The organism is Consotaella aegiceratis, from assembly GCF_036541425.1.
Taxonomy (GTDB): domain Bacteria; phylum Pseudomonadota; class Alphaproteobacteria; order Rhizobiales; family Rhizobiaceae; genus Consotaella; species Consotaella aegiceratis.
Genome location: NZ_JAZHFT010000003.1, coordinates 153,470 through 167,666 on the forward strand (window position 1 = coordinate 153,470; position 14,197 = coordinate 167,666).

14 protein-coding genes are annotated in these 14,197 nt (G+C 66.0%); 13 read left to right on the top strand and 1 reads right to left on the bottom strand.

All coding sequences use genetic code 11. From position 1 onward, the window contains the following. Positions 1-21: 21 nt before the first annotated feature. Complete coding sequence (locus SMD10_RS03890; RefSeq protein ID WP_331684335.1) at positions 22-1,524, top strand: UbiD family decarboxylase; 1,503 nt, start codon at positions 22-24, stop codon at positions 1,522-1,524. 39 nt (positions 1,525-1,563) lie between these two features. Here SMD10_RS03890 and SMD10_RS03895 read toward each other — a convergent pair whose 3' ends face one another. Then, on the bottom strand, positions 1,564-2,394 hold the full coding sequence (locus tag SMD10_RS03895; protein ID WP_331684336.1) for an aldo/keto reductase: 831 nt from the start codon (positions 2,392-2,394) through the stop codon (positions 1,564-1,566). Positions 2,395-2,765: 371 nt separating this feature from the next. Between SMD10_RS03895 and SMD10_RS03900 the strand changes: the two genes are divergently transcribed. The 12 genes from SMD10_RS03900 to SMD10_RS03955 all read left to right on the top strand — a co-directional run bounded on the left by SMD10_RS03900 (position 2,766) and on the right by SMD10_RS03955 (position 14,187). Continuing rightward, entirely contained in the window at positions 2,766-4,124 is a 1,359-nt protein-coding gene (locus SMD10_RS03900) for a cytochrome P450 (RefSeq protein WP_331684337.1), read from the top strand. Between the two features lie 124 nt (positions 4,125-4,248). Continuing rightward, entirely contained in the window at positions 4,249-4,743 is a 495-nt protein-coding gene (locus SMD10_RS03905; RefSeq protein ID WP_331684338.1) for a bacterioferritin, read from the top strand. 71 nt (positions 4,744-4,814) lie between these two features. Then, positions 4,815-5,819 (top strand): penicillin-insensitive murein endopeptidase, encoded by a 1,005-nt coding sequence (gene mepA / locus SMD10_RS03910; protein WP_331684339.1) that lies wholly within the window; start codon positions 4,815-4,817, stop codon positions 5,817-5,819. Positions 5,820-5,898: 79 nt separating this feature from the next. Continuing rightward, on the top strand, positions 5,899-6,924 hold the full coding sequence (locus tag SMD10_RS03915; protein ID WP_331684340.1) for a glucokinase: 1,026 nt from the start codon (positions 5,899-5,901) through the stop codon (positions 6,922-6,924). Positions 6,925-6,999: 75 nt separating this feature from the next. Next, on the top strand, positions 7,000-8,814 hold the full coding sequence (locus SMD10_RS03920; protein ID WP_331684341.1) for an ABC transporter ATP-binding protein: 1,815 nt from the start codon (positions 7,000-7,002) through the stop codon (positions 8,812-8,814). A gap of 84 nt (positions 8,815-8,898) precedes the next feature. Beyond that, positions 8,899-9,714, top strand: coding sequence for a 4-hydroxy-tetrahydrodipicolinate reductase (gene dapB / locus SMD10_RS03925; RefSeq protein WP_331684342.1), 816 nt, complete (start codon positions 8,899-8,901; stop codon positions 9,712-9,714). A gap of 67 nt (positions 9,715-9,781) precedes the next feature. Next, positions 9,782-10,402 (top strand): 2,3-bisphosphoglycerate-dependent phosphoglycerate mutase, encoded by a 621-nt coding sequence (locus SMD10_RS03930; protein WP_331684343.1) that lies wholly within the window; start codon positions 9,782-9,784, stop codon positions 10,400-10,402. A 216-nt stretch (positions 10,403-10,618) separates the two neighbouring features. Continuing rightward, the gene (locus SMD10_RS03935) at positions 10,619-10,867 is read left to right on the top strand and encodes a hypothetical protein (protein ID WP_331684344.1); all 249 of its coding nucleotides are present in this window, start codon (positions 10,619-10,621) and stop codon (positions 10,865-10,867) included. A 146-nt stretch (positions 10,868-11,013) separates the two neighbouring features. Beyond that, positions 11,014-11,358, top strand: coding sequence for a hypothetical protein (locus SMD10_RS03940; protein WP_331684345.1), 345 nt, complete (start codon positions 11,014-11,016; stop codon positions 11,356-11,358). A gap of 142 nt (positions 11,359-11,500) precedes the next feature. Then, positions 11,501-12,313 carry a DeoR/GlpR family DNA-binding transcription regulator gene (locus tag SMD10_RS03945; protein WP_331684346.1) on the top strand — a complete coding sequence of 271 codons (813 nt, stop codon included), beginning with the start codon at positions 11,501-11,503 and terminating at the stop codon, positions 12,311-12,313. A 77-nt stretch (positions 12,314-12,390) separates the two neighbouring features. Further along, entirely contained in the window at positions 12,391-13,899 is a 1,509-nt protein-coding gene (gene glpD / locus SMD10_RS03950; RefSeq protein WP_331684347.1) for a glycerol-3-phosphate dehydrogenase, read from the top strand. Between the two features lie 51 nt (positions 13,900-13,950). Next, a complete protein-coding gene (locus tag SMD10_RS03955; protein ID WP_331684348.1) occupies positions 13,951-14,187 on the top strand; it encodes a DUF1413 domain-containing protein in 237 nt (78 codons plus the stop codon). The last annotated feature ends 10 nt before the right edge of the window (positions 14,188-14,197 follow it).

Genomic DNA, 14,197 nt, shown 5'->3' on the forward strand with positions numbered 1-14,197 from the left:
GCGTCCGAATCGGAGCCGACCATGCATCATCGCAGCCTTCCCGCCTTCCCGGATCTCCGGGCTTTTCTGGCCCATCTGGAGCGGGAGAAGGAGGTCCAGCGCGTCATCGCACCGGTCGACGTCCATCTGGAGATGACGGAGGTGCATCGGCGCGTGATTTCCGCCGAAGGTCCCGTGCTGCGCTTCGAGCATGCCGTCTCGGGCAGCCGCCGACATCACTTGCCGGTCGTCACGAATCTGTTCGGCACGCGCCGACGGGTCGCCAAGGCCCTCGGCACGAATCTCGAGGGACTGGAGGCGCTCGGCGAACTGATGGCGTGGTTGCGCTCGCCCACTCCGCCGGCCTCGGCCCGCGACGCGCGCGACCTTCTGCCGGCCGCCCAGGCGGCGCTGCACGCGCGGCCGCGCGCGGTGCGCGACACCACGCCCTGGCACGAACTCTCCGCCGATTTCGGCCACCTGCCGGTGCAGACCTGCTGGCCGGGCGACGCCGGGCCGTTGATCACCTGGCCGCTGGTGGTCACGCGGGCGCCGGGCGTCGACGATTTCGCCACCTACAATCTCGGCATCTACCGGATGCAGGTGCTCGACGGGACCCGGGCGATCGCGCGCTGGCTGTCGATGCGCGGTGGAGCCCAGCATCACCGTCAATGGGTGAAGACGGGCAGGGAGATGCCGGTCGCGATCGTCATCGGCGCCGATCCGGCGACCATGATGGCGGCCGTCATGCCGGCACCAGAAGGAACGACGGAGCTGGCGCTGTCCGGCGTGATCGGCGATCGGCGGCCCGAACTGGTGCCCTGCCGCACGATCCCGCTGCATGTTCCGGCGAGCGCCGAGATCGTTATCGAGGGGACGGTCTCGGCCACGGAAACGGCGCTGGAGGGGCCGTTTGGCGACCATACCGGCTATTACAATCCGCCTGAGGTGTTTCCGGTCTTCCGCCTGAAGCACATCCGGGTGCGCCAGGACGCCGTCTATCTCTCGACCTTCACCGGCCGCGCGCCGGACGAGCCGGCGGTGATTGCCGACACGCTGGTCGAGGTGTTCAAGCCGCTTCTGAAACAGCAGATGCCGGAGGTGCTCGACGTGTGGCTGCCGCCGGAAGCCTGCTCCTACCGGATCGCGGTGATCGCGATCGACAAGCGCTATCCGGGCCAGGCGCGCCGGGTGATGATGGGCTTCTGGTCGCTGCTCGCGCAGTTCACCATGACCAAGGTGCTGATCGTCGTCGACGACGACATCGACATCCGATCCTGGAGCGACGTGATGTGGGCGGTGGCGACGCGGATGGACCCCTCGCGCGACGTGGTGACGATGGACCGCACGCCGATCGACCATCTCGATTTCGCTTCGCCGCTGGAGGGGCTCGGCGGCAAGCTTGGGATCGACGCCACCAACAAGATCGGCGCCGAGACGAGCCGCGAATGGGGCGTCGTCATGCGCCCCGACGAAGCCGTCTCGGCCCAGGTGACGAAACGCTGGGCCGAGCTTTTTCCAGGGAAGCTGCCGGTGCGGGTCTGACCGAGCCGCGCTGGCGCCGGCGGGCCGGCACGCGGTTCGTCAGCCGAAATTCGCCGGGTCGGGGCCGATCCGTCCGTCGGCGGCGTCGAGCGCTTCGATGCGCGCCAGGTCGTCGGCATCGAGCGCGAAATCGAAGACCTGAAAGTTCTCCGCGATGCGGCTCGGCGTCTTCGACTTCGGGATGACGACATTGCCGATGTCGAGATGCCAGCGCAGGATCACCTGGGCGCTGGTCTTGCCGTGCTTGCGGGCGATCTCCGTCAGAACCGGCTCGTCGAGCAGACGGCCCCGGCCGATCGGGCTCCAGGCCTCGGTCTTGATGCCGAGGCGTTCGTCCACGGCGCGCAACGCCTTCTGCTGGAACTTCGGATGCAGCTCGATCTGGTTCAGCACCGGCGTCACTCCGGTCTCGCCGATGATCCGGGCGAGGTGATCCTCCAGGAAGTTGGAGACGCCGAGCGAGCGAACGCGGCCTTCCTCCTTCAGCCGGACGAAGGCCTTCCAGGTCTCGACATAGAGGTCTTTCGACGGCACCGGCCAGTGGATCAGGAAGAGATCAAGGACGTCGATGCCGAGCTTGTCCATACTGGCGTCGAAGGCGCGCAGGGTTGAATCGTAGCCCTGCTCGCCATTCGTCAGCTTGGTGGTGATGAAAAGCTCGTCGCGCGGCACGCCGCCGTCCTGGATGGCGCGGCCGACGCCCTCTTCGTTATGATAGCCCTGGGCGGTGTCGATCGAGCGATAGCCGGCCGAGAGCGCGGACTTCACGGCCTCGGTCACCGCGTCGTCGGGAATCTGAAAGACGCCGAAGCCCAATTGCGGCATGGTGTTGCCGTCGTTCAGCGTCACGATTGGTTGTTGAGCGGCCATGATCTGGTCCTCCGGTCGAGTGCGGTTCGCCAAGGCTCCTCGCCACGTCGAAACGGACGCATCCGACCTTGTGAAGGATGCTTGGCGGCGAGACGGCGAACGGCTGAAAAGATGTCCGGGCCAGCGGCCCGGAGAGCGGAATTACTCGGACAATAATAAGTGCTTGGAGCTGTGCTTCAAGGCGGGCGGCCATGCCGCCGCAGTGGGCCGCAAGCGATCGGCTTCGAAGCCGATTTCCCCTGACCGTTCCCGCCATCCGCCCTTGCAGACGAGCCGTCGGAACCCACCTCATTCGGGATAAGGCCGCCGCAGCGGATGGAGGCCGGCATCGCCGGACGGCGCGGCAGGCGCAACCAGGAAAGAAGGTCTCCATGCTCGATCGGCCCGCGCTGCCGCCCACCGTCGCGCCGCCCAACCGGCCCTTGTCGATCCCGCAATCGATCCGGGCAGCGAAACGCAACGTGCTGGAACTGATCCCCGAGATCGCCTATCGGCAGCCCATCGTCACGGGCCGCATGGGCGCGCGCTGGCACATGGTGCAGGACCCGGTGTCGTTGAAGCGCATCTTTCTCGACAACGTCGAGAACTACCCGAAGTCGGTGGTGATGGTGCGGATGCTGCGCCCGGCGGTGGGCGACAGCCTTTTTACCTCCGAGGGCGAAGCGTGGCGCTGGCAGCGCCGGGCCGTGGCGCCCGTGTTTGCTCAACGCAACGTGGTGGCGCTGGCGCCGATGATGACGGCGACGGCGGAGCGGGCGGCGCAACGGCTGGAGGCGGCCGGCGGCGCGGCCGAGATGGTCTCCGAGATGCTGTCGGCGACCTTCGACGTGATCTGCGAGGTGGCGCTGTCGGGCCGCGAGCATTTCGATGCGGCCGTCTATGGACAGGCGATCCTGCGCTATTTCGAGACGGCAGGCCGGGCCTCGCTGCTGGATTTCCTGCAGGTGCCCGACTGGGTGCCGCGGCCCGGCGCCTTGCTCGGCCTCGGCGCGGTGAAGACCATGCATCGCATGGTCGCCCAGGCCATCGAGGCGAGGCGCAAGGAGGCCCGCGGCGAGGCCGATGACCTGCTCGACCGGATGCTCAAGGCCGAGGATCCGGAAACGGGCCGCCGCATGTCTTCGACCGATCTCCTGCACAACATGCAGTTCTTCATCGTCGCCGGTCACGAGACCACGGCTCTGGCACTGTCGTGGTCGCTGTTGCTGCTGGCGATGTATCCGCAAGCCCAGGACCGGGCGCGCGACGAGGCGAGATCGGTGTTGGGCGATCGGGCGGCCGGCGCCGACGATCTCGCCGCCATGCCCTACGGGCGCCAGGTGATCGAGGAGGCGATGCGCCTCTATCCGCCGGTCGGAATGCTGGCCCGGGACGTGCGCGAACCGGACATGCTGCGCGATCGCGAGATGCGGCCGGGCGATGTCCTGTTCCTGCCGATCTACGCGCTGCATCGCCATCGCATGTGGTGGGACGCGCCGGAGACCTTCGATCCTGGCCGGTTCGGTGCGGAAGCGTCGGAGGCGATCGACAAATACCAGTATCTGCCGTTCGGCGCCGGCCCGCGCGTCTGCGTGGGGGCGAATTTCGCCATGATGCAGGCGCAGATCATTCTGTCGACGCTGCTCGCCCGCTTCCGCTTCACTCTGGGCGCCGCCAAGCTGCCGCATCCGGTGATGGCGATGACGGTGCGCCCCGAGCCGGGCGTGCGACTGTCGGTGGAGCGGGCGTGAGCGTCGATCGACGCGGAAAATTGTCGCGGCATCGGGTTGTGGTTGGAGGGTGCCGTCCAGCGCCCTACCTTGGGGATGCGTCGCATTCGACGACCCCATTACCCAGCAAAACAAGGAAAAGACCATGAAAGGCCCGGAGGTTTCCCTCAAGCATCTGCAGCGCGCGCTGACGATGGAGCTGACGACCGTCAATACCTATCTGCTCCAGGAGCGCAAGCTCGACGATTGGGGCATCGATCGGCTGGCCAAGCGCATGCGCGAAGAAATCGACGAGGAGCGCGAGCACGCCAACCTGTTCCTGACGCGCCTGCTGTTCCTCGAGGGCAAGCCGGACGTCCATACTCTCGACAAGATCGAACAGCCTAAGTCGATCAAGCATATCTTCGACACCCAGCTCGAGATGGAGAACGAGGCGAAGGACTATTACAACAAGGCGGCCCGCGAATGTCAGGAAGCGGGTGACGTCGGCAGCTTCAACTTGTTCATGACGATCCTCGGCGACGAGGAAGAGCACATCGACTTCGTCGAGGAGCAGCTGGATCTGATGGAGCTGATGGGCGACCAGCTCTATACCGCCCGCCAGGTATCCTCCGTGGCCCACGACGACGAAGACGAATAGGTCGGATCGAGGCCATTACTAGCCGGCGGTTCGTTCGAGAGCCCGTTGCACGAAATCAAACAGAGGTGTGCATGACCTCGAGACTCCGTCGGCTCACCGCCGGCCTCGCTTTGGCGGCTGCGGCTCTGACCGCGGCGTCATCCGGCGCTTCGGCGCAGGTGGCCAAGGAGGTCTTCAGCGCCGTCAAGGCCCCGGCCGCGTTGGCGCCGCAGAGCCTAGGCTTCTATTCCAAAGGGTGCCTTGCCGGTGCCGCCACGCTGCCGATCGACGGGCCGCATTGGCAGGCCATGCGCTTGTCGCGCAACCGGCACTACGGGCATCCCGCGATGATCGCGTTTCTGCAGCGCCTATCGGAGAAGGCGGCTGCGATCGGCTGGCCGGGCCTGCTCGTCGGCGACATCTCGCAGCCGCGCGGGGGGCCACTGCCGTTCGGCCACGCCTCGCATCAGATCGGGCTCGACGCCGACATCTGGTTCCGCCCGATGCCGTCGCCGCGGCTGACGCCGCAGCAGCGCGAGGATTATCCGTTCCGCTCCGTTCTGAAGAAGGGGACATTCCAGGTCGACGACCGGATCTGGGATGCCCGCTATGCCGGTCTGATCAAGCTGGCGGCCGAGGACGCCAAGGTGCAGCGCATCTTCGTCCATCCCGGCATCAAGAAGAAGCTGTGCGAGACCGCGGGTCGTGACCGGGCTTGGCTCAACAAGGTCCGTCCCTATTACGGGCACAACGAGCATTTTCACGTGCGTCTGTTCTGCCAGCCGGGATCGCCCGGCTGCACGGCCCAGCAGTCGACGGGCAGCGGCGATGGTTGCGGCGATCTCGACTGGTGGTTCGATGTCGCGCTGCAACCGCCGAAGCCGGGCACGCCGCCGGCGAAGCCGAAGCCTCCCTTGACGGTGGCCGATCTTCCGGGCGCCTGCCGGTCGGTGCTGGCCGCGCCGGCCAATGGTTCGGGTGGCGGTAGCCTTGTGGCCGCCGTGCCAGCCGCCTCGGCGCTCGTTTCGCAGGAGAGAGCCGCTTTCCCACAACTGCCCGTTGCCGGCCCGTTGCCGCGGGAACGACCGCTTAACTGAGCGATGATCGAAGCCTTTGCGTCCGGCCCCGCGATGGCTTATGCGGGCGCGTATCAAAGGCGAGCATACCGGACCCCGCATGAGTGACCCTCTCGACAACGGCCCATCGTTGGCGTTTCCAGTTTTGATCGGCGATATCGGCGGGACGAACGCGCGCTTTGCCTTGATCGAGGATGCCGGAGCCGAAATGCAGCGGTTTCCGGTCGTGCGGACCGCCGACTTCGAGACCATCGAGGCCGCCATCCGCGCCACCGTGCTCGAAACCTCGCTGGTGCGCCCGAAGTCGACCCTGCTCGCCGTGGCCGGCCCGGTCGACGGCGACGAGATCGACCTCACCAATGCGCCCTGGGTGGTACGGCCGCGTTCGATGCTCTCTTCGCTGGAGCTGGATGAGGTCATCGTCCTCAACGACTTCGAGGCGCAGGCGCTGGCAATCTCGACGCTGCCGGTCGACGACCACCATCGTATCGGTGGCGGCACGCTTCACGACGGCGCGTCGCGCGCCGTACTCGGCCCGGGCACCGGGCTGGGGGTCGCCGGACTGGTGCGGGCGCGCGACCTCTGGGTGCCGGTCGCAGGCGAGGGCGGCCATATCGATCTCGGGCCGCGCACGGCGCGTGATTATCAGATCTGGCCGCATCTGGAGCCGATCGAGGGGCGGGTGTCCGCGGAGCAGGTGTTGTGTGGCCGCGGGCTCGTCAATCTCTACCGGGCGCTCTGCCGCGCCGACGGCGTGGAGCCGGTTCTCGACGCGCCGGCTGCCATCACCGAGGCTGCGATCGTCGGCGGCAACGCCAAGGCCAGCGAAGCGGTCGACCTCTTCGCCATCTACCTGGCCCGTGTGGCCGGCGACATGGCGCTGGTCTTCATGGCGCGAGGCGGCGTCTATATCGCCGGCGGCATCTTCCAGCGTCTGATCTCGATCCTCAAGGTCGACCAGATCCGCGAGGCGTTCGAGAACAAGGCGCCGCACACCGACTTGCTGCGGGAGATCCCGCTGTTCGTGGTCACCGCGCCGCTTGCCGCGCTCACCGGTCTGGCCGCCTTCGCCCGCGAGCCTCAGCGCTACGGGATGGAGACGACCGAGCGGCGGTGGACGGTTTGAGACGGAGAAACCCCAGACGTGGGACCGACGCCCGTAACGGAGGCGTATCATTCTCATGATAGGCCGAACGAGCGTATGACCAAGAAGCCGACCTTGATCCGCGACGAGCGCGGGCTGGTGATCCGTCTGTTGAAGCGGATCGTCGCCGAGAACGGGCGCGAATACTGGAGGCTCTATCTGGTCGCCGTCGTCTGCCTCGTGCTGATGTCCGGCGCCACGGCCTTTCTCGCCTGGATCATGCGCGACGTCATCGACCAGATCTTCGTGGCGCAGAACCGTCCGATGATCGCCGTCCTGTCGGGCGCGGTGTTCCTGGCCTTCGTGGTTCGCGGCTTCGCCAGCTACGGCCAGGGCGTCATCCTGGCCAAGATCGGCAACAACGTGGTGGCTCGCTATCAGCGGCGGCTGTTCGCGCAACTGACCGAACTGTCGATCGACTTCTACAGCGACAACCGCTCCGCCCAGCTCGCCGCGCGCATCAACCAGAACGTCTCTGGCATCCGCAACACGCTGAACCTGACGGTCACGTCGCTGGCCCGCGATCTCCTGACTCTGATCTTCCTGGTCGGCGTCATGATCCTGCAGGATCCCCTGCTGGCGGCGATCGCGCTGCTGGCCGGGCCGCTGATCGCCTTCATGATCGCCAAGCTCGCGCGCAAGCTGCGCGTCGCCACCCGCCAGTCCATCGACCTCAACGCGCGGGTGCTCGGCTCCATCCAGGAGGCCGTGCAGGGCATCGCCGTGGTCAAGGCCTTCACCATGGAGGAGGTGCTGCGCCAGCGCATCGAGCAGCTGATCCTGGCGGCGGAAAACCGCTCCAACAAGATTGCGCGGATCACCGAACGATCTGCGCCGGTCACCGAGGTGATCGCCGGTTTCGCCATCGCGGCGGTGATCGCCTATGCCGGCTATCGCGCCGTGGTCTACGGCTATTCGCCGGGGGCGCTGTTCGCCTTCATCACCGCGCTGCTGCTCGCCTACGACCCGGCACGGCGGCTGGCCAATCTCCAGGTGCAGCTCGAAAAGGCGCTGGTCAATGCGCAGATGATCTACGAGATCCTCGATCTCAAGCCGCGTCAGCCGGACGCACCGGGCGCTCCGGCGCTGGCCGTCGACGGCGGCGAAATCTGCTTCGAGGCGGTCGACTTTTCCTATTACGACGGCGAGCCCGTGCTGCGCGCGATGGGCTTCGTGGCGCCGGCCGGCCGCACCACGGCCCTGATCGGCGCGTCGGGCGGCGGCAAGTCGACGGTGATCTCGCTCATCCAGCGTTTCTACAGCGTCAAGGGCGGCCGCATTCTGATCGACGGCCAGGACATCGCCACGGTGACGAAGCGGTCGCTGCGCTCGCAGATCGCCTATGTGCCGCAGCACCCCTATCTGTTCGAAGGCTCGATCCGCGACAATATCCGCTATGGACGCCCCGATGCCACCGACGCCGAGGTGGAAGAGGCGGCGCGGCTCGCCCAGGCCGAGGAGTTCATTTTGACCCAGCCGATGGGTTACGAGACGCCGGTGGGCGAGAACGGCGCGACGCTGTCGGGCGGCCAGCGGCAGCGCCTGTCGATCGCCCGCGCATTGGTGCGCAACGCTCCGATCCTGCTGCTCGACGAGGCGACCTCGGCGCTCGACACCCGGTCGGAAACGCTGGTGCAAGCGGCGCTGGAAGAGGCGGCGAAGAACCGGACGGTGATTGTCGTGGCCCATCGCCTGTCGACGATCGTTGGTGCCGACCAGATCCTCGTCATCGACGACGGCGCGATCGTCGAACGGGGCAACCACGGCGATTTGGTGAATCAGCCGGGTGGCCTCTATGCACGGTTCTACAGCTTGCAGACGCGGGCCGACGGCGAGCGGGTCGAGGCGCTGGCCGAGACCGTGAATGGCTGAGGGCGAACCGCTGGAACCTCGGCCGCGTTGTCTGCCGACAGGTATGAGGTGCCGGATGGCACCACGACGGAAAGGAGGGCCGCGATGAGCGACATGAAGCTGGCCGTGATCGGAGCGACCGGTCGGATGGGGCGCACGCTGATCGAGACCATCCATGCCGCCGACGGCGTCGTCGTGGCGGCCGCGCTGGAGCGCGAGGGCTCGTCCGTCTTGGGAACGGACGCGGGCGAACAGGCCGGCGTCGGCAAGCTCGGCGTGCCGATTTCCAGCGATGTCGCGGCGGCCCTGGCGACGGTCGACGGCATCGTCGATTTCACCGCGCCCTCGGCGAGCGTGGCCTTGGCGCAGCAGACCGCTGCCGCGGGAATCGTCCATATCATCGGCACGACCGGGCTTTCAGCGGACGACAACGCCGCGATCGCAGAGGCTGCGAAGCGCACGACGATCGTCAAGTCGGGCAATATGAGCCTCGGCGTCAATCTGCTGGCCGGGCTGGTGGAGCAGGCGACGCGCGCGCTGGGACCGGATGCCTTCGACGTCGAGATCCTCGAAATGCACCACCGCCACAAGGTCGACGCCCCCTCGGGCACCGCGTTGCTCTTGGGCGAGGCGGCAGCCAAGGGGCGCGCGGTCGAGCTCGGCACGCACAGCGTCAGGGTTCGCGACGGCCATACCGGCCCGCGCCAGCCCGGCACGATCGGCTTTGCGACCTTGCGCGGCGGCTCGGTCGTCGGCGATCATCACGTGGTGCTGGCGGGGGAGGGCGAGCGAATCGAACTCGTCCACCGCGCCGGCGACCGCTCGATCTTTGCCCGCGGCGCCGTGGCCGCGGCGTTGTGGGCGCGCGGCAAAATGCCCGGGCTTTATTCCATGCGGGACGTGCTCGGCCTGACCGGCTAGAACGCGGTCCCGGACGGGGCCGCCCCGGCGGCCACGCATTTTGATTGCCACACGATGGAGACTGTTCATGGAACGCACTCTCGTCCTCGTCCGCCACGGACAGAGCGAATGGAACCTGAAGAACCTGTTCACCGGCTGGCGCGATCCGGACCTGTCGGAAAAGGGCGTCGAAGAAGCCCGCGCCGCCGGCCGGAAGCTGAAGGAGGCGGGCCTGAGCTATGATATCGCCTTCACCAGTGCGTTGACGCGTGCCCAGCACACGCTGCAGCTGATCCTCGAAGAGCAGGGGCAGACGGGCCTCGAAACCATTCGCGACCAGGCGCTGAACGAGCGCGACTACGGCGATCTGTCGGGCCTCAACAAGGACGATGCCCGCGCCAAGTGGGGCGAGGAGCAGGTCCACGTCTGGCGTCGCTCCTACGACGTCCCGCCGCCGGGCGGCGAGAGCCTCAAGGACACCGGCGCCCGCGTCTGGCCGTACTACATCAACAAGATCCAGCCGCATGTGCTGCGCGGCGGCACGGTGATCGTGGCGGCGCACGGCAACTCGCTGCGCGCCCTGATCATGGCGCTGGACGGCCTGACCGGCGAAGAAATCGTCAGCCGCGAACTGGCGACCGGCGTGCCGATCGTCTACCGCCTCAACGCCGATTCGACCGTGGCGGAAAAGACCGTCCTGGAAGGCTGATCGCTCTTTCCCTCGTGGCCGGGCCGCCGCGGTTCGCTCGTAAGAGCTGCTGCGGCCCGATCAAGGACGGCCGCCGTCGTTTGACTTATCGTAACACGTTCAGCGCATTCTCCGTTTTCCGGAACGTCGAGGGCCACGACGATGCTGAGCTTCAGGAAGAAACGACGACCCGTTTTTCGCTCCCCGGCGCGCGACAGTGAGACCGACGAGCGGCGTTTGGCCGAAATCAGGACGGCGCTGGACGCGATCAAGGATGCGGTCCAGTCGGAATATGATGGTCTGACACGCCGGCTTCGGGAGATCGAAGGAACCTCGTCCTATCTGGCCGGCAACGTGACGGGCGAGGTCGATACGAGCGACGAATGCAAGGCGGCCGTGCGCCGGACGGTGCGGTTGTCGGCGCAGATGCAGCTGATCGATCAGACGATCGGGACGCTCGAAAGCGGATTTCGCGCAGACCCGTGAAACTGCAGCACCTTGCCCGTGATCATGACATCCTGGCGCCCCGTCTCGGGCTTCCGGCTTGCATAGCCACGCTCGCTACCCCCTCCGCGCAGTCGCACGCGGGGCCTATGCCTTCGGCATTCCGATACCGGGGATTGGCTCCGGACATGAGACCGCCCCTTTTTCCGCAAGCCGATCCGCGTTCACCTTCGGGCAAGTTCCTTAAGCCACACTGGCATCATCGCGCATTGGGAGAGAGCGAGATGCTGTCGGCTGCCGTGATTGCCTCGATCGCAGGATTGTTGCTGCCGCTTCGCGGTAACCTTTTCCATCTCGTCGCCTTTTCGCTGCCGTTCCTCGTCGCGGTGACGCTCGTCGCTACGGCCTCCGGTGCGTCGTTGATCGCGGCGCTCGCCACGGGATATCTGCTCGTCTCCTGCCTGCAGGTCGGTTTCCTCGCTGGCCTCGTCCTGCTCGAATGGGGACGGCTCGCCCTAAGCTCGGTCGCGTAAATCCGCTCGGGAACTACGCTCGTCGAGCAACGGATGCCGACGCCTGAGCCGCAGGCTCAGCCCCCCGTTTTCCAGGTCGTTTGAAGACCGGTTGCGCTTTCTTTCGCTTTGGTCATGATCGCGCCCTAAGGAGTGATCTGCCATGTTGTCGGCGCGTCGGAGCGAAATCCTCGAAATTGCCAAGAAGGACGGCCGCGTTCTCGTCGATCAGCTGGCCGCGCGCTATCAGGTCAGTGTCCAGACGATCCGCAAGGACCTCAACGAGCTGTGCGGCCAGCGCCTGTTGTCGCGCATTCATGGTGGCGCGGTCATCGGTTCGGGCGTCGAAAACGTCGGCTACGAGGCGCGGCGGATGATCGCACCGCATGCCAAGGCAGCGATCGGGCGGGCGGTGGCCGGCCTCATTCCGGACCGGGCATCGCTGTTCATCAACATCGGCACCACGACGGAGGCGGCCGCGCACGCGCTGCTGCATCACAAGGGCCTGATGGTCATCACCAACAACATCAACGTCGCGACGCTGATGCGGCCCTATCCCGAGATGGAGGTGGTGATTGCCGGCGGCATCGTACGCCGGTCCGACGGCGGCATCATCGGCGAGGCGACGATCGACTTCATCCGGCAGTTTCGGGTCGATTTCGCGGTGATCGGCATTTCGGCGATCGACGCCGACGGTTCGCTGCTCGACTACGACTACCGGGAGGTGCGGGTCGCCCAGGCCATCATCTCCAACGCCCGGCACGTGATCCTGGCCGCCGACGCGAGCAAGTTCGAACGCACCGCGCCGGTGCGCGTCGGGCATCTGTCGCAGGTCGGGACCTTCGTCACGGACCGCTCCGCGCCACCGGCGATCGGCCGGATCTGCCGCGAGGGGAGCATTCGGTTGATCGAGGCGGCCATGGCCAGCGGCAGCGACTTCGACGATCCGGAAACGGCGACCGAGGCGCGCGAGTAGATTTCGTTTTGTTTTCGTTTTGAGTCATGCTACTTTCCTTTTGCGCGCTAGGATAGAATTGCGCAAAGGCGACCAACATGCCGGACAGCTACGACATCTTCATCATCGGCGGCGGGATCAACGGCTGCGGGGTGGCGCGAGATGCCGCCGGACGGGGCTATAAGGTGGGCCTGGCGGAGATGAACGATCTCGCCAGCGGCACATCGTCCTGGTCCACCAAACTGATCCACGGCGGTCTGCGCTATCTCGAATATTACGAGTTTCGTTTGGTGCGGGAAGCGCTGAAGGAGCGAGAGGTGCTGTGGCGCATCGCGCCGCACATCATCCAGCCGCTGCGTTTCATCCTGCCGCACGCCAAGGATCTGAGGCCGGCCTGGTTTCTGCGGATCGGACTGTTTCTCTACGATCACCTTGGCGGGCGCAAGGATCTGCCGGGCACGCGCACGCTCGATCTCAGGCAATCGGAGTACGGGCGGCCGCTGAAGTCCGGGTTCGCGAAAGGCTTCGAATATTCGGATGCGCAGGTCGACGACGCTCGGCTGGTCGTCCTGAATGCGCGGGACGCGGCCCAGCGAGGGGCCGACATCATGGTGAGAACCAAAGTCGTGTCGGCCCATCGCCACGACACGTCTTGGGATGTCGAGCTCCTGGATTGCGAAACAAACGAAACCCGGCGGGTTTCGGCTCGGTGCCTCGTCAATCTTGCCGGTCCCTGGGTGGACAAGGTCCTGCGAAAGGCGCTGGGACGCCACGAGGCGCGGCACGTCCGTCTGGTCCAGGGATCGCATATCGTCGTTCCGCGGCTTTATCGCCACGACCGGGCCTACATCTTCCAGAATGCCGACGGACGCATCATTTTCGCAATTCCCTATCAGGACGAATTCACGCTGATCGGCACCACGGACCAGGATTATGACGGCGATCCCGCCGCCGTCGCCATCTCGGACGCGGAAATCGACTATCTCTGCGCTGCGGCGAGCGAATATTTAGCCGAGCCAGTGCGGCGCTCCGAGATCGTCTGGGCGTTTTCCGGCGTGCGGCCGCTTTTCGACGACGGCGCGTCGAAGGCGCAGGAAGCGACGCGTGATTATGTCCTCAAGGTCGACCACGAGGGTGGCCGGGCGCCGCTTCTCAATGACTTCGGCGGCAAGATCACCACCTATCGCAAATTGGCCGAAGAGGTGATCGAGAAGATCGGCGCGGTGATCGGTCCCAAGGGCGCGCGCTGGACGGCGAAGGTATCTCTGCCCGGCGGCGATTTTCCCCATCTCGGCCTTGATGATCTGGCTGCTCGTATCGCCGACAGCGCGCCCGCCTGCGATGCAAAGACCGCTCGTCGCCTGACCAAGGCCTACGGCACCGATGCATTCGACATCGTCAAGGCATCGAATTTCGATCGCTTCCTCGGTCACGGCCTTTCGGAGGCGGAGGTGGATTGGCTGATCGACAAGGAGTGGGCGCGAACGGCTGACGACATCCTGTGGCGCCGCTCCAAGCTCGGTCTGCATTTCTCAAAGGACGAGACGATGGCGCTGGCAAGTTATGTCGACCAGCGAACGAGAAAGGTCGATGTCGCAGCGATTTGAGGCCGCGAGAGGTCATCTGGTGCTGTAGCCTAGGGGGCGGGGAAGGCTCGAATGGACGATGCTGAGGTTGCCAGGATTCGCAAAGCGCTGGCCAGCCGGATGCCCGGGCCGTTCCATCTCTCCGATCTTTACGGCGCGGACTGGCAGAGGATCTGGATCGGCGACAAGGTCAAGCTCGGCAATGCCTTTCAGCGCGCCGTCTCCGACGGCCAGTTCGAATTCGAAGGCGTCGAGGACACGGGCAGGAAAGCCAAACAAGGACGCATCTATATCAAGCGAAGAACCTGATGCCGGCAGC